17 protein-coding genes are annotated in these 21,907 nt (G+C 33.3%); 15 read left to right on the top strand and 2 right to left on the bottom strand.

The features are described from left to right. The first annotated feature begins 58 nt into the window (after positions 1-58). From gcvP to GQR95_RS08330, 4 genes are all read left to right on the top strand, one after another. Positions 59-2,902 carry an aminomethyl-transferring glycine dehydrogenase gene (gene gcvP / locus GQR95_RS08345; RefSeq protein ID WP_159022741.1) on the top strand — a complete coding sequence of 948 codons (2,844 nt, stop codon included), beginning with the start codon at positions 59-61 and terminating at the stop codon, positions 2,900-2,902. Between the two features lie 110 nt (positions 2,903-3,012). Beyond that, positions 3,013-4,071, top strand: a complete 1,059-nt coding sequence (locus GQR95_RS08340) for a 3-oxoacyl-ACP synthase III family protein (RefSeq protein ID WP_159022740.1) — start codon at positions 3,013-3,015, stop codon at positions 4,069-4,071. 29 nt (positions 4,072-4,100) lie between these two features. Continuing rightward, a complete protein-coding gene (locus GQR95_RS08335) occupies positions 4,101-4,628 on the top strand; it encodes a methyltransferase (protein WP_159022739.1) in 528 nt (175 codons plus the stop codon). Between the two features lie 72 nt (positions 4,629-4,700). After that, positions 4,701-5,552: a glycosyltransferase family 2 protein gene (locus tag GQR95_RS08330; RefSeq protein WP_159022738.1), complete on the top strand. Its 852-nt coding sequence runs from the start codon at positions 4,701-4,703 to the stop codon at positions 5,550-5,552. Between the two features lie 1,496 nt (positions 5,553-7,048). On the opposite strand, the gene GQR95_RS08325 is transcribed toward GQR95_RS08330, so the two are convergent. Then, positions 7,049-9,685 carry a valine--tRNA ligase gene (locus tag GQR95_RS08325; RefSeq protein WP_159022737.1) on the bottom strand — a complete coding sequence of 879 codons (2,637 nt, stop codon included), beginning with the start codon at positions 9,683-9,685 and terminating at the stop codon, positions 7,049-7,051. A 278-nt stretch (positions 9,686-9,963) separates the two neighbouring features. On the opposite strand from GQR95_RS08325, the gene GQR95_RS08320 reads away from it, so the two are divergent. Together GQR95_RS08320 and GQR95_RS08315 are read left to right on the top strand one after the other, a co-directional pair. Continuing rightward, entirely contained in the window at positions 9,964-10,353 is a 390-nt protein-coding gene (locus GQR95_RS08320) for a DUF1573 domain-containing protein (protein WP_159022736.1), read from the top strand. A gap of 168 nt (positions 10,354-10,521) precedes the next feature. Further along, complete coding sequence (locus GQR95_RS08315; RefSeq protein WP_159022735.1) at positions 10,522-12,666, top strand: M3 family metallopeptidase; 2,145 nt, start codon at positions 10,522-10,524, stop codon at positions 12,664-12,666. Between the two features lie 104 nt (positions 12,667-12,770). Here GQR95_RS08315 and GQR95_RS08310 read toward each other — a convergent pair whose 3' ends face one another. Continuing rightward, positions 12,771-14,087: an aspartyl protease family protein gene (locus GQR95_RS08310; RefSeq protein ID WP_233265896.1), complete on the bottom strand. Its 1,317-nt coding sequence runs from the start codon at positions 14,085-14,087 to the stop codon at positions 12,771-12,773. Positions 14,088-14,215: 128 nt separating this feature from the next. Here GQR95_RS08310 and GQR95_RS08305 point away from each other — a divergent pair, with 128 nt between their 5' ends. The 9 genes from GQR95_RS08305 to gap all read left to right on the top strand — a co-directional run bounded on the left by GQR95_RS08305 (position 14,216) and on the right by gap (position 21,865). Further along, positions 14,216-15,406, top strand: coding sequence for a pyridoxal phosphate-dependent aminotransferase (locus GQR95_RS08305; protein WP_159022733.1), 1,191 nt, complete (start codon positions 14,216-14,218; stop codon positions 15,404-15,406). Continuing rightward, complete coding sequence (gene murB / locus GQR95_RS08300; RefSeq protein WP_159022732.1) at positions 15,406-16,419, top strand: UDP-N-acetylmuramate dehydrogenase; 1,014 nt, start codon at positions 15,406-15,408, stop codon at positions 16,417-16,419. Before GQR95_RS08305 ends, murB begins: the two co-directional genes overlap by 1 nt. 69 nt (positions 16,420-16,488) lie before the next feature. Next, positions 16,489-17,022, top strand: coding sequence for an RNA polymerase sigma factor (locus tag GQR95_RS08295; RefSeq protein WP_159022731.1), 534 nt, complete (start codon positions 16,489-16,491; stop codon positions 17,020-17,022). Positions 17,023-17,031: 9 nt separating this feature from the next. After that, positions 17,032-17,838: an anti-sigma factor gene (locus GQR95_RS08290; RefSeq protein ID WP_159022730.1), complete on the top strand. Its 807-nt coding sequence runs from the start codon at positions 17,032-17,034 to the stop codon at positions 17,836-17,838. A gap of 152 nt (positions 17,839-17,990) precedes the next feature. Beyond that, positions 17,991-18,194 (top strand): membrane or secreted protein, encoded by a 204-nt coding sequence (locus GQR95_RS08285; RefSeq protein ID WP_159022729.1) that lies wholly within the window; start codon positions 17,991-17,993, stop codon positions 18,192-18,194. Between the two features lie 8 nt (positions 18,195-18,202). Further along, on the top strand, positions 18,203-19,315 hold the full coding sequence (locus tag GQR95_RS08280; protein ID WP_159022728.1) for a glycosyltransferase: 1,113 nt from the start codon (positions 18,203-18,205) through the stop codon (positions 19,313-19,315). After that, a complete protein-coding gene (locus tag GQR95_RS08275) occupies positions 19,306-19,854 on the top strand; it encodes an RNA polymerase sigma factor (protein ID WP_159022727.1) in 549 nt (182 codons plus the stop codon). Before GQR95_RS08280 ends, GQR95_RS08275 begins: the two co-directional genes overlap by 10 nt. Positions 19,855-19,991: 137 nt before the next feature. After that, a complete protein-coding gene (lipA, locus tag GQR95_RS08270; protein WP_159022726.1) occupies positions 19,992-20,870 on the top strand; it encodes a lipoyl synthase in 879 nt (292 codons plus the stop codon). Further along, positions 20,870-21,865 carry a type I glyceraldehyde-3-phosphate dehydrogenase gene (gap, locus tag GQR95_RS08265; protein ID WP_159022725.1) on the top strand — a complete coding sequence of 332 codons (996 nt, stop codon included), beginning with the start codon at positions 20,870-20,872 and terminating at the stop codon, positions 21,863-21,865. Before lipA ends, gap begins: the two co-directional genes overlap by 1 nt. The last annotated feature ends 42 nt before the right edge of the window (positions 21,866-21,907 follow it).

Below are 21,907 nucleotides of genomic sequence, written 5' to 3'. Positions count from 1 at the left end.
GTACCAACAGAACTTAGTAAATTATGTATTTTTACCTCGCAAAATACAATTATAATTTATGAATACAAATGCTTTCTCATTGCGTCATATTGGTCCTAGAGAAGCGGACCAAAGTCAAATGTTAAATACAATTGGCGTAGACAGTTTAGATCAACTTATTTACGAGACACTACCTGACGGTATCCGTTTAAAAACACCTCTTAATTTAGATGCTCCAATGACAGAGTATGAGTATTTAACCCACATTCATGAGTTATCTACAAAAAATAAAATATTTAAATCTTACATTGGTTTAGGCTATCACCCAACTATTTTACCTGCAGTTATTCAACGTAACATTTTAGAAAATCCAGGTTGGTACACGGCATATACGCCTTACCAAGCAGAAATTGCTCAAGGACGATTAGAAGCCTTATTAAATTTCCAAACCATGATTACAGATCTTACTGGAATGGAAATTGCTAATGCATCTTTACTAGACGAAAGTACTGCTGCTGCAGAAGCTATGAGTCTTCTATTTTCTGTACGCGATCGTGCTCAGAAAAAAAGCGGAGTAAATAAATTTTTCGTTTCAGAAACTGTGCTTCCTCAAACCTTAGCTTTATTACAAAACCGTTCTAATCCTGTAGGCATTGAATTGGTAATTGGAGACGAAACAACTTTCGATTTTTCTTCAGATTTCTTTGGTGCTATTTTACAATATCCAGGAAAAGACGGATTAATTAGTGATGTTAAAACATTTATTGAAAAAGCAAATGCTGCAAATATAAAAGTTGCTGTTGCTGCAGATCTTTTAAGTTTAGTAAAACTTGAAGCTCCAGGAAAATTTGGGGCAGATGTTGTTGTAGGAACTACACAACGTTTTGGAATTCCTATGGGATATGGCGGACCTCATGCTGCGTATTTTGCAACTAAAGAAGCTTACAAGCGTGATCTTCCTGGTCGTATTATTGGTGTTACCAAAGACATAGATGGAAATCGTGCTTTACGTATGGCATTACAAACACGTGAACAACACATTAAACGTGACAAAGCAACCTCTAACATTTGTACAGCTCAAGTACTATTAGCTGTTATGGCCGGAATGTATGCTGTATATCACGGACCAAAAGGTTTAAGTTTTATAGCAAATGCAGTACACGACAAAGCGTCTGCATTGTCTGAAACTTTAAAAACCATTGGATATAAACAAAACAACAACACTTTTTTCGATACATTAAATATTGAAGCAGATGCAGAAAAGATAAAAGCTATTGCAGAAGCAAAAGAGATTAACTTTTTCTATCCAAATGCAGATACTGTTACAATTTCTATAAATGAAACAACATCTATTTCAGATTTAAATGACATTATTTCTGTTTTTGCTGAAGTAATAAAAGCAGAACCAATTGTTATTGAAACAGTCCCTGAATCGAATAACATTAATACAAATTTACAACGTACATCGCCGTTCTTAACATTAGATGTATTTAATACGCACCATTCGGAAACCGAATTAATGCGTTATATAAAAATGCTTGAACGTAAAGATTTATCATTAAATCACTCTATGATTTCCTTAGGTTCTTGTACAATGAAATTAAATGCTGCTTCAGAAATGTTGCCTTTAAGTTCTCCTAACTGGGGGAGCATTCACCCATTTGCACCTATAGATCAAGTACAAGGTTACCAAACGGTTTTAAAATCTTTAGATGATCAATTAACAGAAATTACTGGTTTTTCTGCAACGTCTTTACAACCAAATTCTGGTGCTCAAGGTGAGTATACAGGTTTAATGGTTATAAAAGCATATCACGAATCTCGTAACGACCAACATAGAAACATTTGTTTAATCCCGTCTTCTGCTCATGGAACAAACCCCGCGAGTGCAGCTATGGCAGGAATGAAAGTCGTGGTAACAAAATCTACAGCAGAAGGAAATATAGATGTTGATGATTTACGTGAAAAAGCAGAATTACACAAAGACAACCTAGCGTGTTTAATGGTAACCTACCCATCTACACACGGTGTTTACGAGTCTGCTATTAAAGAAATTATTGAAATTATTCACGATAACGGCGGACAAGTATATATGGACGGTGCAAACATGAATGCTCAAGTTGGATTAACAAATCCAGGAAACATTGGCGCAGACGTTTGTCACTTAAACTTACATAAAACATTTGCTATTCCTCATGGAGGTGGTGGACCAGGAGTTGGACCAATTTGCGTTGCAAAACAATTAGTTCCGTTTTTACCAGGAAACCCAATAATTAAAACAGGAGGAGACAAAGCCATAAAAGCTGTTTCTGCTGCACCTTTCGGATCGTCATTAGTATGTTTAATCTCTTACGGTTACATTAAAATGTTAGGAACACAAGGTTTAACAGATTCTACTAAGGTTGCTATATTAAATGCAAATTATATTAAGAGTCGTTTACAAGGAAATTTTGAAACCTTATATTCTGGAGAATGCGGACGAGCAGCACACGAAATGATTGTAGACTGCAGACCTTTTAAAGAACACGGTATTGAAGTTACAGATATTGCAAAACGTTTAATGGATTACGGATTCCATGCGCCAACAGTATCTTTCCCTGTTGCAGGAACCTTAATGATTGAACCTACAGAAAGTGAAAGTAAACAAGAAATGGATCGTTTTTGCGATGCCCTTATTTCAATTAAAAAGGAAATAGACGCCTCTTCTAAAGACGAAACAAATAATGTATTAAAAAATGCACCACATACTATGGAAATGCTTACTTCTAGCACTTGGGATTTCCCTTACTCTAGAGAAACAGCAGCTTTCCCATTAGACTATGTACGTGACAATAAATTTTGGCCAACAGTACGTCGTGTAGATGATGCTTTTGGAGACAGAAATTTAATGTGTACGTGTGCACCAATAGAAAGCTACATGTAATATATTGACGTTTTTGGACGTCGTAAATTACCTTTAAATACCCATTGCCTTTATAGTAAATGTCTGTATCTTCATGGTACAAAACATGCTATAAAGGCAATTTCTTTTTAATGAACATAAAAATCACAGGAACAGGAAGTTACATACCTTCCGTTGTTCAAAAAAACGATAGTTTTCTTAATCATTCTTTCCTCAATAATGATGGAACTCCCTTCGAAAATGACAATGTTGTCATAATTGATAAATTTAAATCCATAACTGGTATTTCTGAACGTCGTTATGTGAAGGAAGAATTCACCTCATCCGACATCGGTTTCTTAGCTGCCCAAAAAGCAATCGAGAATGCCAATATCGATCCAGAGACATTAGATTATATTATTTTTGCCCATAATTTTGGGGATATCAAATTTGGAAGCACACAAAGCGATATGTTGCCGGGATTGGCCGTTCGCGTAAAAAATAAACTTAGGATTAAAAACCCAAGATGTGTTGCCTACGATATATTATTTGGATGTCCAGGATGGATAGAAGGTGTTATTCAAGCTCAGGCTTTTATAAAAGCAGGAATCGCTAAACGTTGTTTGGTCATTGGTTCTGAAACACTATCTCGAGTAGTCGATAAACACGATCGTGATGCCATGATCTTTTCAGATGGTGCAGGAGCATCTATTCTAGAAGAGACAGAAGAAGAGGGCGGTATACTATCTCACATTACAGAAAGTTACACTTACGATGATGCATTTTATTTATATTATGGAAAATCATTCAACAAAGATCTGGATGAAGAAACCAAATATATAAAAATGGACGGTCGTAAAATTTACGAATTCGCTTTAACTCATGTTCCAGCAGCAATGAAAGCCTGTTTAGACGAAAGCGGTGTAGATATAAACGATGTAAAAAAAGTGTTTATTCATCAAGCCAACGAAAAAATGGACGATGCAATATTAAAACGTTTTTACCGACTTTTTAAAATGAAAACACCAGAGAACATTATGCCTATGACTATTGGAAATCTAGGAAATAGTTCTGTAGCTACAGTACCTACCCTACTAGACGTAGTTAGACATAATAAATTAGAAAATCATAGTCTTAACAAAGGCGATGTTATTATATTTGCAAGCGTTGGTGCAGGAATGCACATTAATGCCATAGTATACAAATATTAAAAGTACCGCTTATGCGGAAATAAAATACCATGTACGAAAGTCATTTTCCGCATAAGCGTTATAAAAATACCATCGAGTTTTTAGAGCAACACATACAAAAAGATGCTAATCTTTTAGATTTAGGTGTTGTTAATCCATTTACAAAAGTAATGGAAGAACACGGTTTTAAAGTTAAAAATACTTCTGGTGAAGATTTAGATATCGATACTTCTGCTTTAACAAATTCTACTGCAGATGTTGTTACAGCTTTTGAAATCTTTGAACATTTATTATCTCCTTTTACCGTTTTAAAAGATATTAAAGCAGATAAGTTAGTAGCGAGTGTTCCTCTTAAATTATGGTTTGCTGAAGCATATAGAAGTAAAACCGATATGCGAGACAGACATTACCACGAGTTCGAAGATTGGCAATTTGATTGGTTACTAGAAAAAGCAGGTTGGCAAATTAAAGCACGCCATAAATGGACTAATCCAACTAATAAAATTGGAATTCGCCCTATTCTTAGACGTTTCACACCGCGTTACTATATTGTTTACGCAGAACGTATTACAAAGTAAAACAACCTCTACTTTATTAAACACTCCCTTATTAATGTTGGGATTTAAAATTTTAATATTGAAGTTTACAGTATGAATTTTTACATCATTATTCCCGCACACAACGAAGATGATTCTATTGGTCGTACTCTAGAATCTTTAACAAAGCAAACATTGTTACCAAAACAACTTGTTGTGGTTAATGATCATTCTTCAGATGATACTCAAAAAATTGTAGAATCTTTTATACAAAAACACGCTTGGATTTCTATTGTAAACGTACAATCTTCAGACAAACATTTACCGGGGTCGAAAATTATAAATGCTTTTTATAAAGGATTAGAAACACTAGACGATAATTACGACATCATGTGTAAATTTGATGCCGATTTAATCTTTCCCGAAAACTATTTAAAAACCATTGCTAAACATTTTAATGCCAACCCAAAATTAGGTATGGCTGCTGGTTTTTGCGATATTGAAAAAGATGGAAAATGGATTTTAGAAGATTTGACAAATAAAGATCATATTCGTGGCGCTTTGAAAGCGTATAGAAAACAATGCTTTTTAGATATCGGAAAACTGAAGCCTGCAATGGGCTGGGACACTATTGATGAATTATTGGCAAATTTTAATCATTGGGAACTCCTTACCGATGAATCACTTCGTGTAAAACACCTAAAACCTACAGGAGCGAGTTACAATAAAGCTTCAAAATACATGCAAGGAGAAGCCATGTACAAAATGCGCTATGGTTTTTCTATTACAGCAATTTCTGCATTGAAATTAGCAATGAAGAAAAAGAACCTCTCTCTTTTCAACGATTATATGTCTGGGTATTTTAAAGCTAAAAACGAAAACATTGAACTTTTAGTTTCTCCTGAGCAAGGTAAATTTATTAGAAAATTACGTTGGAATGGTATGCTGAAGAAGTTTGGGCTTTAGTTACCCAAACAATTAAAGGTTTCTTAAACTAATAAGACTCTAAACGTCATGCTGAATTCATTTCAGTATCACACAAAAAGCTAAGAACTCCTCTTTATGAGAACCTGAAATAAATTCAAGAACACTAAAGCGTCATGCTGAAATCGTTTCAGTATCACACAAAAAGCTAACATCGCCATAATAACAAGACTCTGAAATAAATTCAGAGTGACGAAACTTGAACACGAATTAAAATCAAGAACTCGAACGTCATGCTGAACTCGTTTCAGCATCACAACACAACTAATCGCCATAATAACAAGACTCTGAAATAAATTCAGAGTGACGAAACTTGAACACGAATTAAAATCAAGAACTCGAACGTCATGCTGAACTCGTTTCAGTATCACACAAAAAGCTAACATCTCCATAATAACGAGACTCTGAAATAAATTCAGAGTGACGAGGCTTGAACAAGAATGAAACTAAACAACCAAACAAGAACGTCATGCTGAACTCGTTTCAGCATCACACAACAAGCTAACATCGCCATAATAACAAGACTCTGAAATAAATTCAGAGTGACGAAACTTGAACACGAATTAAAATCAAGAACTCGAACGTCATGCTGAACTCGTTTCAGCATCACACAACAAGCTAACATCGCCATAATAACAAGACTCTGAAATAAATTCAGAGTGACGAAACTTGAACACGAATTAAAATCAAGAACTCGAACGTCATGCTGAACTCGTTTCAGTATCACACAAAAAGCTAACATCTCCATAATAACGAGACTCTGAAATAAATTCAGAGTGACGAGGCTTGAACAAGAATGAAACTAAACAACCAAACAAGAACGTCATGCTGAACTCGTTTCAGCATCACACAACAAGCTAACATCGCCATAATAACAAGACTCTGAAATAAATTCAGAGTGACGAAACTTGAACACGAATTAAAATCAAGAACTCGAACGTCATGCTGAACTTGTTTCAGTATCACACAACAAGCTAACATCTTCATAAATAACGAGACTCTGAAATAAATTCAGAGTGACGAAACTTGAACACGAATTAAAATCAAGAACTAGAACGTCATGCTGAACTCGTTTCAGCATCACACAACAAGCTAACATCTTCATAAATAACGAGACTCTGAAATAAATTCAGAGTGACGAGGCTTGAACAAGAATTAAACTAAAGAACCAAACAAGAACGTCAAGCTGAACTCGTTTCAGTATCACACAAAAAGCTAACATTTCCATAAAGAACAAGACTCTGAAATAAATTCAGAGTGACTAAACTTGAACAAAAATTAAACTAGACAACCAAACAAGAACGTCATGCTGAACTTGTTTCAGCATCACACAACAAGCTAAGAAATTTTTCTATAATGAGAATCTGAAACAAGTTCAGATTGACGACAACTCAGAACATAAAAAAACACCTCAACAAAATTGCTGAGGTGTTTCGACTTTATTTATAAAACTCTGAAACAAATTCAGAGTGATATAATTATTTTAAATTAGCTAAACTAGATTGTAATGTTTCAATTTTAGCTAAAGCATCTGCTTCTTTTTTACGTTCGTTAGCAATAACTTGTTCTGGAGCTCCAGACACGAAACGCTCGTTAGATAATTTCTTTTGAACCGATTTTAAGAAGCCTTCAGTATATTTTAATTCTTCTGAAAGTTTTTTAATTTCTGCTTCAACATCTATTGCACCTTCCATAGGAATAAAATACTCGTTAGATTTTACTCTAAACGTCATTGCGCCTTCTATAGGTTCAGACACATATTCTATCGCCTCAAGATTTCCTAATTTAGCAATTACTGCATCAAACGCTGTATTGGCATTTTCATGATTAATTACAGAAAAACCAATGGCATCTTTAAAAGCAATATTCTTGTCTTTTCGAACCGTTCTAATTCCTGAAATCACTTCAGAAGCAAATTCAAATTGAGAAATTAAATCTTTATTTATAGGTTTAGCTTCAGGCCATTTTGCAACAATTAATGCTTCTTCTGGCGTACGTTCAGCAATATATTGCCAAATATCTTCAGTTAAGAACGGCATAAACGGATGAAGAATTTTTAAATTATCTTCAAAACAAGCCATCACATTATTATACGTTTTAGCATCGATTGGTTGCTGATACGCTGGTTTTACAATTTCTAATAACCATCCGCAGAAATCATCATAAATTAATTTATAAATACTCATTAAAGCATCACTTAAACGGTATTTACTAAAATGATCTTCAATTTCTACAAGTGCATCTTGAAACTTCGCTTCGTACCATTCTAAGGCTATTTTACTAGATTGTGGTTGCTCTATGCTTTCACTAACTTCCCATAAATTAGTTAAGTTAAACGCGTTCCATACTTTGTTACCAAAACCTTTTCCTTGTTGGCAAAGTGTTTCGTCGAACATTAAATCGTTACCTGCAGCACTACTTAATAATAGTCCAACACGAACACCATCTGCGCTATAATCTTTAATTAATTTTAAAGCGTCTGGTGAGTTCCCTAAAGATTTACTCATTTTACGACGTTGCTTATCGCGAACTAATCCGGTTAAGTATACATTATTAAATGGTTTTTCTCCTTTGTACTCGTATCCAGCAATAATCATTCTAGCTACCCAGAAAAACAAAATATCTGGACCAGTTACTAAATCGTTAGTTGGATAATAATACTTAATTTCTTCATTTTCAGGATTACTAATCCCGTCAAATACACTCATTGGCCATAACCAAGACGAGAACCAAGTATCTAAAGCATCTGTATCTTGCTTTAAATCTTCTGCTTTTAAATCTGCTTTTCCTGTTTTTTCTTGTGCTAATGCTACTGCTTTTTCAATAGATTCTGCAACTACAAAATCTTCTTTTCCATCGCCATAGAAATATGCAGGAATTTGTTGTCCCCATAATAACTGACGCGAGATATTCCAATCGCGAATATTCTCTAACCAGTGACGATAAGTATTTTCAAATTTCTTTGGAAATAATTTAATTTCAGCATTTTCTCCTAAAACAGCTTCGATAGCAGGCTTTACTAAATCTTCCATTTTTAAGAACCATTGGTCGCTTAATCGTGGTTCGATAACTGCTTTGGTACGCTCAGACGTTCCTACTTTATTAAGATGTACTTCTGTTTTCTCTAAAACACCTAAAGCTTCAAGTTCTTTAGCTACAGTTTTTCGTGCTTCGAAACGATCTTGACCTTCAAACTGCAATCCAAAACTATTTAAAGTAGCATCTGCATTAAAGATATCAATCACTTCTAAATTGTGTTTATCTCCTAAATTCTTATCGTTTTCATCGTGAGCAGGTGTTACTTTTAAACACCCTGTACCGAATTCTAAATCGACATATTCATCTTCAATAATTGGCACTATACGATTACAGATTGGCACAATTGCTTTCTTTCCTCTTAAATGCGTAAAACGTTCATCATTCGGATTAATACAAATCGCTGAATCTCCAAAAATGGTTTCAGGACGTGTAGTTGCTATTGTTAAGGTATCGTCGCTACCTTCAATTTTATATTTAATGTAGTATAAATTTCCTTGATGTTCTTCGTGAATTACTTCTTCATCAGACAAGGTTGTTTGCGCTTCTGGATCCCAGTTTACCATACGGTAACCACGGTAAATTAAGCCTTTGTTATGTAAATCTACAAACACTTTAATTACAGCAGCAGACATGTCGTCGTCCATTGTAAATTTGGTTCTATCCCAGTCGCAAGAACATCCTAATTTTTTAAGTTGCTCTAAAATTACACCACCATATTCTTCGGTCCATTCCCAAGCATGAGCAAGAAATTCATCGCGAGTTAAATCGTTTTTATCAATGCCTTGTTCTTTTAACTTGGCAACAACTTTAGCTTCTGTAGCGATAGATGCGTGATCTGTTCCTGGAACCCAACATGCATTTTTACCCAATAAACGCGCACGACGTACCAAGACATCTTGAATGGTATTGTTTAACATGTGTCCCATATGCAGTACTCCCGTTACGTTAGGCGGCGGAATTACAATTGTATACGGTTCTCTTTCGTCTGGTGTAGAATGAAAATAATTATTTTTCATCCAGTAATCGTACCATTTACTTTCTACTGAATTTGCATCATATTTTGAAGGAATATCCATCGGCATAATTTTGAATCTTTGTATTGCTTAAAATGAAAAAATTGTAACCTAATTTATAGTCGATTAAAACTACTGTTTTATGTTTAATTTATCACTTTGGAATAGTTTTTGAACATAAGATGCAAAAGTACTTATATTTCTTTTCATGTGAAATTATATTGTCTGTTTATAGATTGGCTAATTCTTAATATAATGTTAATGCACGTCAATACATCTAATATTTTTGCATAATGACTAAAAAGTATTTACGTTTACACTAAATATTAAAATACAATATTATGAAACAACTTATAACTATTTTATTTATTGGATTAATAAGTTTCTCTATTCAAGCACAAGATAAGGTTGCTAAAATTGAGTTTAAATCTGATACTATTGATTACGGTACTATTGAAAAAGGCGCAGATGGTGTTCGTGTATTTGAATTCACAAATACAGGAGATGCCCCACTTATTGTTTCTAAAGTAACATCTAGTTGTGGCTGTACTGTTCCTAAAAAACCAGATGCACCAATTATGCCTGGTGAAACTGGAGAAATTTCAGTAAAATATGATACTAACCGTGTTATGCCAATTAGAAAAACAATTACTGTTATGTCTAACGCAGAAACTCCAACAGTAGCTTTAAAAATAAAAGGAGAAGTAATTGATTCAAGTAAAACAAAATAAGGACTAAGCACAACGTTCTCATTTAATCATATTAGAAAACCCCTTGAGTTAACACTCAAGGGGTTTTTATTTTTAATAACATCTCAAAACTATAAATAGTGGCATTTACGGTAATTTAAGTATCTTGTAATCTTGATAAAATTTTAACACGATATCAACTATTTATTCATGACACATACCCCATTAAAAGCCATTATGTTATTCAGTATAGTTTTACTGGTTGGCTGTAAAGAACACAACGAGAAAATAACGAAAAAAGCTATGAGCGACAACATACTCTTACAAGAATGGAATGGTCCTTACCAAGGTGTCCCTGCATTCGACAAAATGTCTTTAGACGCTGTAAAACCAGCAATGGAAGAAGCGATGGCTCTAAACCTTAAAGATATTGAAGACATCGCAAATAACACAGAAGCTCCTACTTTTAAAAATACTATTGTAGCCATGGAAAGCGCAGGAAAACCACTTGACCGCGTTTCTAAATACTATGGCATTATGAGTAGCAATATATCTTCTCCCGAATTTAGAGAGATACAAAACGAGTTAGCGCCAAAACTTTCTGATTTTAGATCTGAAATTTCACAGAACGAAAAACTATTTCAACGTATAAAAGCAGTATACGAGGCCTCTATTAAAACACCTTTAGAACCTCAAGAACAACGTACTGTTGAATTGATATATAAGCGATTTGAAATAAATGGTGCAAATCTAGATACTGAAAAGAAAAAGCGTTATGCAGAAATAAACAAAGAGCTATCTTCACTTTACAACGACTTTGGGAATCATATTTTACATGACGAAGAAAACTATATTACTTATTTAAACGAAGATCAATTAGGAGGATTAGCTGATGGCTTTATTAAATCTGCTGCTAAAATTGCTACAGATAAAGGTGAAACTGGTAAATATGCCATTACCAATACGCGATCGTCTATGGATCCGTTTCTTACCTACTCTACAAATCGTGAATTACGTAAACAAGTTTGGGAGAATTATTACTCTAGAGGTGATAATGGTGATGAATACGATAACAACGCCATCATTGCAAAAATTTTAAAACTACGTAAAGAACGTGTAGGCTTAATGGGGTACGATAATTATGCAGAATGGCGTTTACAAGATCGTATGGCAAAAACACCTGAGAATGCAATGAATTTAATGTTGGCTGTTTGGCCAGCAGCCATAGCAAGAGTAAAAGAAGAAGTTACAGACATGCAAACTGTAGCAGATGAATTTGGAGACCATATTACTATAGCTCCTTGGGATTACAGATATTATGCTGAAAAAGTTCGTAAAAAGAAATACGATCTAGATAGTGACGAGGTCAAACAATACTTACAATTAGACAAATTAAGAGAAGCCATGTTTTTTGTTGCTGGCGAATTGTTTAATTACAAATTCACACCTGTTCCAGAAGGTTCTGTTCCTGTATTTCATGAAGATGTAAAGGTTTGGGAAGTTACCGATAAAGATTCAGGCAAACACATTGGATTATGGTATTTAGATCCTTATGCTCGCCAAGGTAAACGTTCTGGAGCTTGGGCTACAACATACAGAAGTTCGTCTTCTTTTGAAGGCAAAACCAATGTATTAGCCTCTAATAATTCTAATTTTGTTAAACCAGCACCTGGAGAAGCAGTTTTAGTATCTTGGGCAGATGCAACTACTTTTTTCCATGAATTCGGACATGCACTACACTTCTTTTCTGCAGATGTAAAATACCCAACTTTAAACGGAGGCGTTAGAGATTACACAGAATTTCAATCGCAATTATTAGAACGTTGGTTATCTACAGACAAAGTAATCAATACGTATTTGGTACACTATAAAACTGGAGAACCTATTCCTGCATCTTTAGTCGAAAAAATAAAAAAAGCAGCTACATTTAATCAAGGTTTTAGTACTACAGAATATTTAGCTTCTGCATTAATAGATATGAAAATTCATTTAGCAGATCCTGAAAACATAGATGTTGATACTTTTGAACGTGAAACTTTAACCGAATTAGGTATGCCAAAAGAGTTACCAATGCGACACAGAACACCACAATTTGGTCATGTGTTTTCTGGCGAAGGTTATGCTACGGCGTATTACGGTTATATGTGGGCAGATGTTTTAACAAGTGATGCTTCTGAAGCATTTAGAGAAGCTGAAGGTGGTTTTTACGATAAAGATGTAGCCAACAAATTGGTTAAGTATTTATTTGCACCGCGTAACGCTATGGATCCAGCAGATGCTTATAGAAAGTTTAGAGGACGTGATGCTAAGATTGAGGCTTTAATGCGTGATCGCGGTTTCCCTGTAAACGAGTAAAATTATAATATTTCATTTGTTTAGGAAGTCATTATAAAAACTTCTAAAATGAATTTGTACAAATCAGTTCCAATTGAGTCTTAAATAGGCTTAGTTGGAACTTTTTATTTTAAAGGTGAATGTAGTTTAAATTTAAATTCAGTAACAAAACTTTTTCTATCTACAATAAGTTTTATTACTTCACCTTCTCTACCATAAAACAAATGCACAATCTCTTGTAATTCATATTTATGTGTATCTTTATTATTAATATTCAGAATAATATCTCCAACCAATAAACCGGCTTTAGCCGCAGGAGAATCTGCTCTTAACTCTACAATTACAAACGCGGGTTTCATAACATAGTGATAATTTGGTGTTAATCCCACATTTAAAGTTCCAGAATCAGGATTAGAGTTATTGCTTGAATAATCATCTACAGTATAAGTGTCTTCTTTTACAACAATATCTCCATGATATTCTAACTCTATTCCACTTTTATTATAGGTAAAAGCATCTTTATAAAACTTATTTTTCTTTAAGGTTAATTTTGCTTTTCTATAATCTACAATAACATTAAATCGTTTTAATACATTACCAGAAATACTCCCATTTCTTTCTTCTACACGTTTAGCTAATTGTATGGCTTCAGCATCTGGATAAGCAACATTTACAGACTGTAATGAAAACGATTTTATATTAAGTTCCTGTATTTTTGCGCGTTTGCCATACACGCTACCGCTTAATCCTCTTCCTAAAAAATCCTTGAAATAAGACTTGTCTTCATATAATTTTAAAGCGTTATCTTCAAACAGCCACAAAGCATCACTTCCTCCTGAATCAATTAATAATTTTACAGGAATTTTAGTATCATTTAGTTTAACCTCTGCATTTAAATACGGTTTATTATTGTAGAATTCAAGATTTACTGTTTCACACTTTTTACATTTTTTATAACGATAAGACTCAATATTATGTAGTACAATATATCTGGAAGCGTAATTAATTTCAACTATAAAATCTTTAAACAAATCGAAACCAATTATACCGTGTATTGGAACGCCTAACTGAGGTGTAAAATTTAAACTTGCATCATGAATGGCATACATGTCCTGATTTAGACTAACGGCATCGCCTATTTTAAGCATGTTGTGCTTCGATTTTAAAGCTTCAAAAGATTTCCCATCGCCAAGTCCGCGTAAAAAAAAGGCTTCAGTATTATTTATTTGAAGTGTATCTCTTTTGTTTAAAAAACTAAATACAATAGGCTTAGAAACTCCAGAATCTAAAATAAAAGATAATGGCACTCCATTTACTTCTACAGGAATAACTATTAAATTATTAATAAGCTTAAAACGAATCTTATCGGATTTCTTATTATTTTGAAGTATAAATCCGGTTTGCGAGAACCCAAAACAGACTCCGCAGCAAAGAAATATCAAAAAAAGGGTTGTTTTTTTCATGTATTCACAAAATTCATCCATTTCAATTTACACCTTTTATTTTATAACATCATTTTTAGACCTTTTTAAAGAAAATTCCTCAACTTTGCCTTAACAAATTTTATACTATGCCAAGAATATCTAACAAAGGCCAAAACATGCCCGAATCTCCAATTCGTAAATTGGTTCCTTACTCTGAGAAAGCTTACAAAGCCGGAAAAAAAGTGTATCATTTAAATATTGGACAACCCGATATTAAAACGCCACAAGTCGCTTTAGATGCTGTTAAAAATAACACCTTAACAACATTAGAATATTCTCGTTCTGAAGGTTCTGAACAGTACAGATCTAAGATTGCGAATTACTACCATAAAAATAATATTGAAGTAAAACACGACGATATTATTGTTACCACAGGAGGAAGTGAAGCTTTACTTTTTGCTTTTGGAAGTATAATGGACACAGATGATGAAATAATTATCCCAGAACCTTTCTATGCAAATTATAACGGATTCTCTACTGCTTCTGGTGTAAATGTAGTGCCTGTAATTTCTAAAATTGATGATAACTTTGCGTTACCTCCAATTTCTGAATTCGAAAAACTAATTACACCTAAAACAAAGGCTATTTTAATTTGTAACCCAGGAAATCCAACAGGTTATTTATACTCTAAAGAAGAAATTCTTCAATTGGCTGAATTAGTAAAAAAACACGACTTGTTCTTAATTGCTGATGAAGTGTATAGAGAATTCACGTATGATGGTGTAGAACATCACTCAATCATGTCTATAGACGGTTTAGAAGACTATGCTATTATGATTGATTCTGTTTCTAAACGTTACAGCATGTGTGGCGCAAGAATTGGATGTCTTGTTTCTAGAAACAAAAACGTTATTAAAACAGCATTAAAATTTGCTCAAGCAAGATTAAGTCCGCCAACCTATGCACAAATTGCTAGTGAAGCTGCTTTAGACACGCCACAAAGTTATTTTGACGAAGTTAAAACGGAATATTTAGGACGTAGAAATACTTTAATTTCTGAATTAGAAAAAATAGATGGTGTTAAAATAGGTGTTCCAAAAGGTGCATTTTACTGTATCGTAGAATTACCTGTTAAGAATAGTGACAAATTTGCGCAATGGTTATTAGAAGATTTTGACATTGATAAAGAAACCGTAATGGTAGCTCCTGCTGCTGGTTTTTACTCTACTCCTGGCGTAGGTTTAAATCAGATTAGAATTGCTTACGTTTTAAATAAAGAAAGTTTAATTAAAGCTGTTCATTTATTAAAAGAAGCTTTAAAAGTTTATAAAGACTAGTGAATATACAACATAATGTATCTTTAAAACCATACAATACTTTTGGAATAGATGTTGTTGCAAAGCATTTTGTAACAATATCTACTCTAGAAGATTTAAAAGCGGTTTTAGAACTTAAAGACTATCCTGAAAAACTAATTTTAGGTGGCGGAAGTAATATTTTATTAACTAAAGATGTAAATGCTTTGGTTATACTTTCTCGATTAAAAGGAATTTCAATTACATCTAAAACAGATGATACCGTCTTGGTAAAAGCTAATGCTGGCGAAAACTGGCATGAGTTTGTACTATGGACGTTAAGTCACGATTTTGGTGGCCTTGAAAACATGTCTTTAATTCCCGGAAATGTAGGCACCTCTCCTATTCAAAATATTGGAGCTTACGGTATAGAATTAAAAGACCATTTTGAATCTTGCGAAGCAATAAACATAGAAACTAAAACCTTAACAACATTCAATAAAGAAGAATGTGAATTTGGCTATAGAAACTCTATTTTTAAACAACATGAAAAAGGTAAGTATATAATTACATCTGTTACATTTAAGCTAACTACAAAAAATCATATACTACACACAAATTACGGTGCTATTACTGCAGAATTAGATGCAAAGGGAATTACAAATCCTACAATTCAGGAAGTTTCTAACGCCGTTATTGCTATAAGACAAAGTAAATTACCAGATCCAAAGAAAATTGGAAATAGTGGTAGTTTCTTTAAAAACCCCGTTGTAGATAAATCTGTTTATCTTCAAGTCTTAAAACAATTCCCAGATCTTCCTAGTTATCCTGTTTCGGAAACAGAAGTTAAAATCCCTGCGGGTTGGCTTATTGAAAAAGCCGGCTTTAAAGGAAAACGTTTAGGAAATTATGGTGTACACCAAAACCAAGCTTTGGTTTTAGTTAATTACGGCGGAGCTACAGGTTGCGAAATCTTAAAGCTTTCCTCTGTAATTCAACAAACAATTCAAAGAATATTTAATATTACTATCGAATCAGAGGTTAATATCTTATAATTAGCAATAATTTATCTAACTTTGATTAATTACAGCCTATTGTAATTAAACTAACTAAACCGTATTAACTTGATTACACCTATTGAACAGGAAATTGTTGGACTACTAAAGCATGGAGATAAAAGAGCTCTTACTTTACTATATCAGCATTATGCCGACACACTTCTAGGAGTAATTTCTAAAGTGATAACAGACTCAGATTTAGCTCAAGATGTACTACAAGAGAGCTTTATTAAAGTATGGAAAAAAGCGAAGTCGTACGACCCAAGTAAAGCCAAATTATTTACTTGGCTATACCGGATTGCATATAATACAGCAATAGATAAAGTAAGATCGCAATCGAATAAAGAAAATAAAGAAGTCCAAATTGAAGATTCTAACGTATATAAAATATCGACTGAAGGACTAAATCAGGATGTCATGGACATTCAAAAACACCTAAAGTCTATAGATCCAAAGTACAGCAGTGTACTTAATGCCCTTTTCTTTGAAGGCATGACACAGCAGGAAGCTAGCGACGAATTAAATATTCCGTTAGGCACCATAAAATCAAGATTAAAAATAGGACTTCGTGAATTGAAAAAAATTTACGACCCCGAATAAATAACAATCATGAATGATAAAATAACTACATTTTTAAATTCTGATCTTTTAGAAAAATACTTAATAGGAGAAACCTCTTCTAAAGAAACAGAATTAGTTGAAAATTACATCTCTAAATTTCCGGAAGTAGAATACGCTTACAATAAATTACAACATAATTTAGAGATTGTATCAAAGTATCATGCTGTAGAAGCACCAACGTCTATTTTAAATAACGTTTTACAAAGTATTGATGGTAAAGAAACTCCTGTAATTAAATTACAGCCAGAACAACACATTGTAAAACCGTCATACAGATTTTCTGTTGCAGCGAGTATCGTTGCCGCTTTATTTGCATGTGCATCTGCTTTTTTCTTTACTAAAAATTTAGATTTAAAGCGAGAAAACCAAGTTGTTGTAGATGAAATATTCGATTTAAGAAGCGATATACAACAAAACAATGCAAGGCTAGACGATATTATGTCTCAGTTTAAACAATTAAATAATACTGAAACCGAGCGATACATTATAAAGGGAAATAACAGAGCTAAGAATTTAAAAACCGTAGCTTACATAAACCCAAAAGAAAAAACATCTATGATAGATGTGGTCTCTCTACCAGAATTACCAAAAGAACAATGCTACCAAATTTGGGCAGAATTAAATGGTAAGATGGTTAATTTAGGTATTTTAGACGAAACAGATAAACAGTTACAATCTATACCCTACACAGAAAACGCATTAGGTTTAAATATAACTATAGAACCTAAAGGCGGTAATGCCAATGCCTCTTTAGAAAACTCTGTTGCAGAAATCGCCTTAAAAAGCAGAGATTAAACGCAACGAAACACATACTAAACAAGCCTTACTTTTATAGATAAAGTGAGGCTTTCTTTTTTCTCTGTTTTATCAAATTATAGTACCTTTGGCAAATATATGTTACCCTAAAATTACTTTTAAGGTGTAACTACTTAATTAAATATACAGTTATGAAATTATTTCTTATAACATTAGTTTTATTAGGAGTTGGAGTTGCCGGAATTGCCATAAAATTATGGGCAAAAAAAGACGGTAAGTTTGCTGGAACTTGTGCTAGCCAAAACCCTGCTTTAAACCAATCTGGAGAAGCTTGTGGATTTTGCGGAAAAACTCCAGAACAATATAAAGATTGTAGCGAACCTCAACACTCTTAAGTTTATTCATGGTTGCACTTGACATTATTTTCTACATATTTGTAGCAATTGTCTTTATACAGTTATTTTATTATTTAATTTTTCTTAGATCATTTGCGTTTCTAAAACCTAGGCAAACGACAAAGACAGCTGTTCCTATTTCTGTTATTGTATGTGCTAAAAATGAAGAAGAAAATTTAAAACAATTTATACCTTCAATTTTAGAACAGGATTATCCGAACTTTCAAATTGTTTTAATTAACGATGCTTCTAGCGACGAAACCCTAAGTGTTATTGAAGACTTTGCAGAACGCTTTAATACGATTAAGGTTGTTAATGTAAAGAATACAGAAGCTTTTTGGGCAAATAAAAAATACGCACTAACGCTTGGAATAAAAGCGGCAAAATACGACCATTTATTATTTATAGATGCAGATTGTAAGCCTGTTTCTAATACTTGGATTTCTGAAATGACTGCTGCTTTTGGAGATAAAAAATCTATAATTTTAGGTTACGGAGCTTATACCAAAATTAAGAATTCCTTCCTGAATAAATTAATTAGATTTGAAACTGTTTTAACGGCTTCTCAATATTTTTCTTATGCCAATATGGGCATTCCATACATGGGTGTTGGTCGTAATTTAGCATATACAAGAACCTTGTTTTTTGAAGCTAACGGATTTATTAATCATATAAATGTACGTTCTGGAGACGACGATTTATTTGTAAACCAAATGGCTACAAGCGAAAACACAGCCCTATGTTTTTCTCCTGAAAGCTTTACAGAATCTGTTCCTAAAACAACTGTAAAGGCTTGGTTAAAGCAAAAACGCAGACACATATCTACCGCTAATTATTATAAAAAGAGTCATCAGTTTTTATTAGGATTATATTATATCTCACAACTTTTATTTTGGAGTACAGGTATCTTTTTACTTTCTTATTTATTTAATTGGGAAATTGTAACAGGCTTATTTGCATTGCGTATTCTTGTACAATGGATTATTATTGGTAAAACAGCTAAAAAATTAAACGAATCGGATTTAGTCTTTTTAATCCCAATCTTAGAAATTTTCGTTATTCTTACTCAATTGGCTATATTTATATCTAATAAGATCTCAAAACCCCGTACTTGGAAATAGAAAACGCCATACATAAAGCAAAAGAAAACGATCAAAAAGCATTCAATTTTTTGCTTCACACGTATTGGGACGATGTCTATGGGTTTCAGCTAAAACGTATTGGAAATGAGAATGATGCCGAAGACATTACAATTCAAACTTTTTCAAAGGCATTTGACAAAATACAAACGTATAATGATGAATTTGTTTTTAAAACATGGCTAATAACTATTTCTAAAAACCTTCATATCGATTTACTTCGGAAAGAAAAAAGTTCTATTTCCAGGCAGATTTCCAATGAAGACGCAAACACTATTAATCAAGTTTTAGACGAATCACCTTCCGCTGAAGATAAAATTATCACCGATCAAAATTTAGCAAAACTTCTTAGAGATATCAAAAAACTGAAGCCTCATTACCAAGAAGTCATCAATCTTCGCTATTTTCAAGAGTTAACTTACAAAGAAATTTCTAACGAACTTAAGGAGCCTATAAATAATGTAAAAGTTAAATTACTCCGTGCAAAAAAACTGCTTTCAGAAATTATTCAGAACGAATAACGTTAAAAAAATTAGTTCTAAATCATTTTCAAAGACCTTCCTTTTTAAAGTCAATTTCAGACTTTATCATTCAACGTATTTATAACATATTTTTAAAATTTTACTTTGTATATTTGCTTATCGAAAAGAGAAAATTCATGAATACAGAAACTGCTTCAAACATTTTACCAGAACGTCTTCCTAAACCAAAATGGTTACGTGTAAAATTACCAACAGGAAAAAAGTATACAGAACTAAGAAGTCTTGTAGATAAATATAGTTTAAATACCATTTGCACCTCTGGTAGTTGCCCAAATATGGGTGAATGTTGGGGAGAAGGTACTGCAACATTTATGATTTTAGGAAATGTTTGTACACGTTCTTGTGGATTTTGTGGTGTAAAAACCGGAAGACCAGAAACTGTAGATTGGGACGAGCCGGAAAAAGTAGCACGTTCTATAAAATTAATGAAAATAAATCACGCTGTACTTACTAGTGTAGATCGCGACGATTTAAAAGATATGGGAAGTATTATGTGGGCAGAAACAGTAAAAGCTGTTCGCCGCATGAATCCTAACACAACTTTAGAAACACTTATCCCAGATTTTCAGGGGGTAGAACAACATATAGATCGCATTATTGAGGTTGCTCCAGAAGTAGTCTCTCATAATATAGAAACGGTTAGACGTTTAACACGTGATGTACGAATTCAGGCAAAATACGATCGTAGTCTAGGAGTTTTAAAATATTTAAAATCTCAAGGACAACGCAGAACAAAATCTGGAATTATGTTAGGTCTTGGCGAAAAACGCGAAGAAGTTATAGAAACACTTCACGATTTAAGAGCTAACGATGTAGATATAGTTACTATTGGTCAATATTTACAACCTAGTAAAAAACATTTACCAGTACAAAAATTTGTTACTCCAGATCAATTTGCTGAATATGAAAAAATTGGTTTAGAATTAGGGTTTAGACATGTAGAAAGTAGCTCTTTGGTACGTTCTTCTTATAAAGCTCAGAAACACATTAACTAATGATTAATGTTGCTATAAACGGTTTTGGTCGCATTGGACGTCGTGTTTTCAGACTCCTTCAAGATCATCCAACTATTAACGTTGTTGCTATAAACGATTTAGCAGATGCTTATACACTAAGCCATTTACTAAAATACGATAGTATTCATGGAGTTTTAAATAAAACCGTAACATATAAGGGCAATGATATTGTAGTAAACAATGTTCATATTCCTTTATTAAATGAAACACACCCAAAGCATATAAACTGGGAACCTTACCACGTAGATTTTGTTATAGAATCTACAGGGAAATTTAAAACTAAAGATATTTTACAGCACCATATAGACAATGGTGCTAATCGCGTTATATTAAGTGTTCCTGCACCAGAAGACGATATTAAAACTATTGTTTTAGGTGTAAATGATCATTTAATTGATGGTACTGAAAAAATCATTTCAAACGCATCATGCACCACCAACAATGCTGCACCAATGATGTCTGTTATAAATGAGCAATTTGGTATTGAACAAGCTTATATCACTACCGTACACTCCTACACTACAGATCAGAGTTTACACGACCAACCACATCGCGATTTACGCCGTGCTCGAGCTGCAGGACAATCTATTGTACCAACTACCACTGGAGCCGCAAAAGCATTAACTAAAATATTCCCTAGTTTATCCGATGTTATTGGAGGTTGTGGTATTCGTGTTCCTGTTGCCAATGGATCACTTACAGATATTACATTCAATATAAAAAAGACAGCAACCATAGAAGATGTTAACCTTGCTTTTAAAACAGCTTCGGAAACACACTTAAAATCTATTTTAGAATATACCGAAGATCCAATCGTTTCTATAGATATTGTTGGAAACCCACATTCTTGCATTTTTGATGCACAAATGACTTCTGTTATTGGAAATATGGTAAAAATTATAGGTTGGTACGATAATGAAACAGGATATTCAAGTAGAATTATCGATTTAATAGGTAAGTTATCGGAAAAATAGTTACTTTTATCGGGTAAAAAAATATTTACGCGATAATCGAAT

The organism is Formosa sp. L2A11, from assembly GCF_009796865.1.
In the GTDB taxonomy this organism is placed as follows: domain Bacteria; phylum Bacteroidota; class Bacteroidia; order Flavobacteriales; family Flavobacteriaceae; genus Formosa.
Note: the sequence above shows the minus strand (reverse complement) of the source record. Positions and strands in the feature narration are given on the sequence as shown.

Excerpts from the sequence above, each read along its gene's own strand:
- gcvP (WP_159022741.1), top strand. The coding sequence starts at position 59 with ATGAATACAAATGCTTTCTCATTGCGTCATATTGGTCCTAGAGAAGCG.
- GQR95_RS08340 (WP_159022740.1), top strand. The coding sequence starts at position 3,013 with ATGAACATAAAAATCACAGGAACAGGAAGTTACATACCTTCCGTTGTT.
- GQR95_RS08335 (WP_159022739.1), top strand. The coding sequence starts at position 4,101 with ATGTACGAAAGTCATTTTCCGCATAAGCGTTATAAAAATACCATCGAG.
- GQR95_RS08330 (WP_159022738.1), top strand. The coding sequence starts at position 4,701 with ATGAATTTTTACATCATTATTCCCGCACACAACGAAGATGATTCTATT.
- GQR95_RS08325 (WP_159022737.1), bottom strand. The coding sequence starts at position 9,685 with ATGGATATTCCTTCAAAATATGATGCAAATTCAGTAGAAAGTAAATGG.
- GQR95_RS08320 (WP_159022736.1), top strand. The coding sequence starts at position 9,964 with ATGAAACAACTTATAACTATTTTATTTATTGGATTAATAAGTTTCTCT.
- GQR95_RS08315 (WP_159022735.1), top strand. The coding sequence starts at position 10,522 with ATGACACATACCCCATTAAAAGCCATTATGTTATTCAGTATAGTTTTA.
- GQR95_RS08305 (WP_159022733.1), top strand. The coding sequence starts at position 14,216 with ATGCCAAGAATATCTAACAAAGGCCAAAACATGCCCGAATCTCCAATT.
- GQR95_RS08290 (WP_159022730.1), top strand. The coding sequence starts at position 17,032 with ATGAATGATAAAATAACTACATTTTTAAATTCTGATCTTTTAGAAAAA.
- GQR95_RS08285 (WP_159022729.1), top strand. The coding sequence starts at position 17,991 with ATGAAATTATTTCTTATAACATTAGTTTTATTAGGAGTTGGAGTTGCC.
- GQR95_RS08280 (WP_159022728.1), top strand. The coding sequence starts at position 18,203 with ATGGTTGCACTTGACATTATTTTCTACATATTTGTAGCAATTGTCTTT.
- lipA (WP_159022726.1), top strand. The coding sequence starts at position 19,992 with ATGAATACAGAAACTGCTTCAAACATTTTACCAGAACGTCTTCCTAAA.
- gap (WP_159022725.1), top strand. The coding sequence starts at position 20,870 with ATGATTAATGTTGCTATAAACGGTTTTGGTCGCATTGGACGTCGTGTT.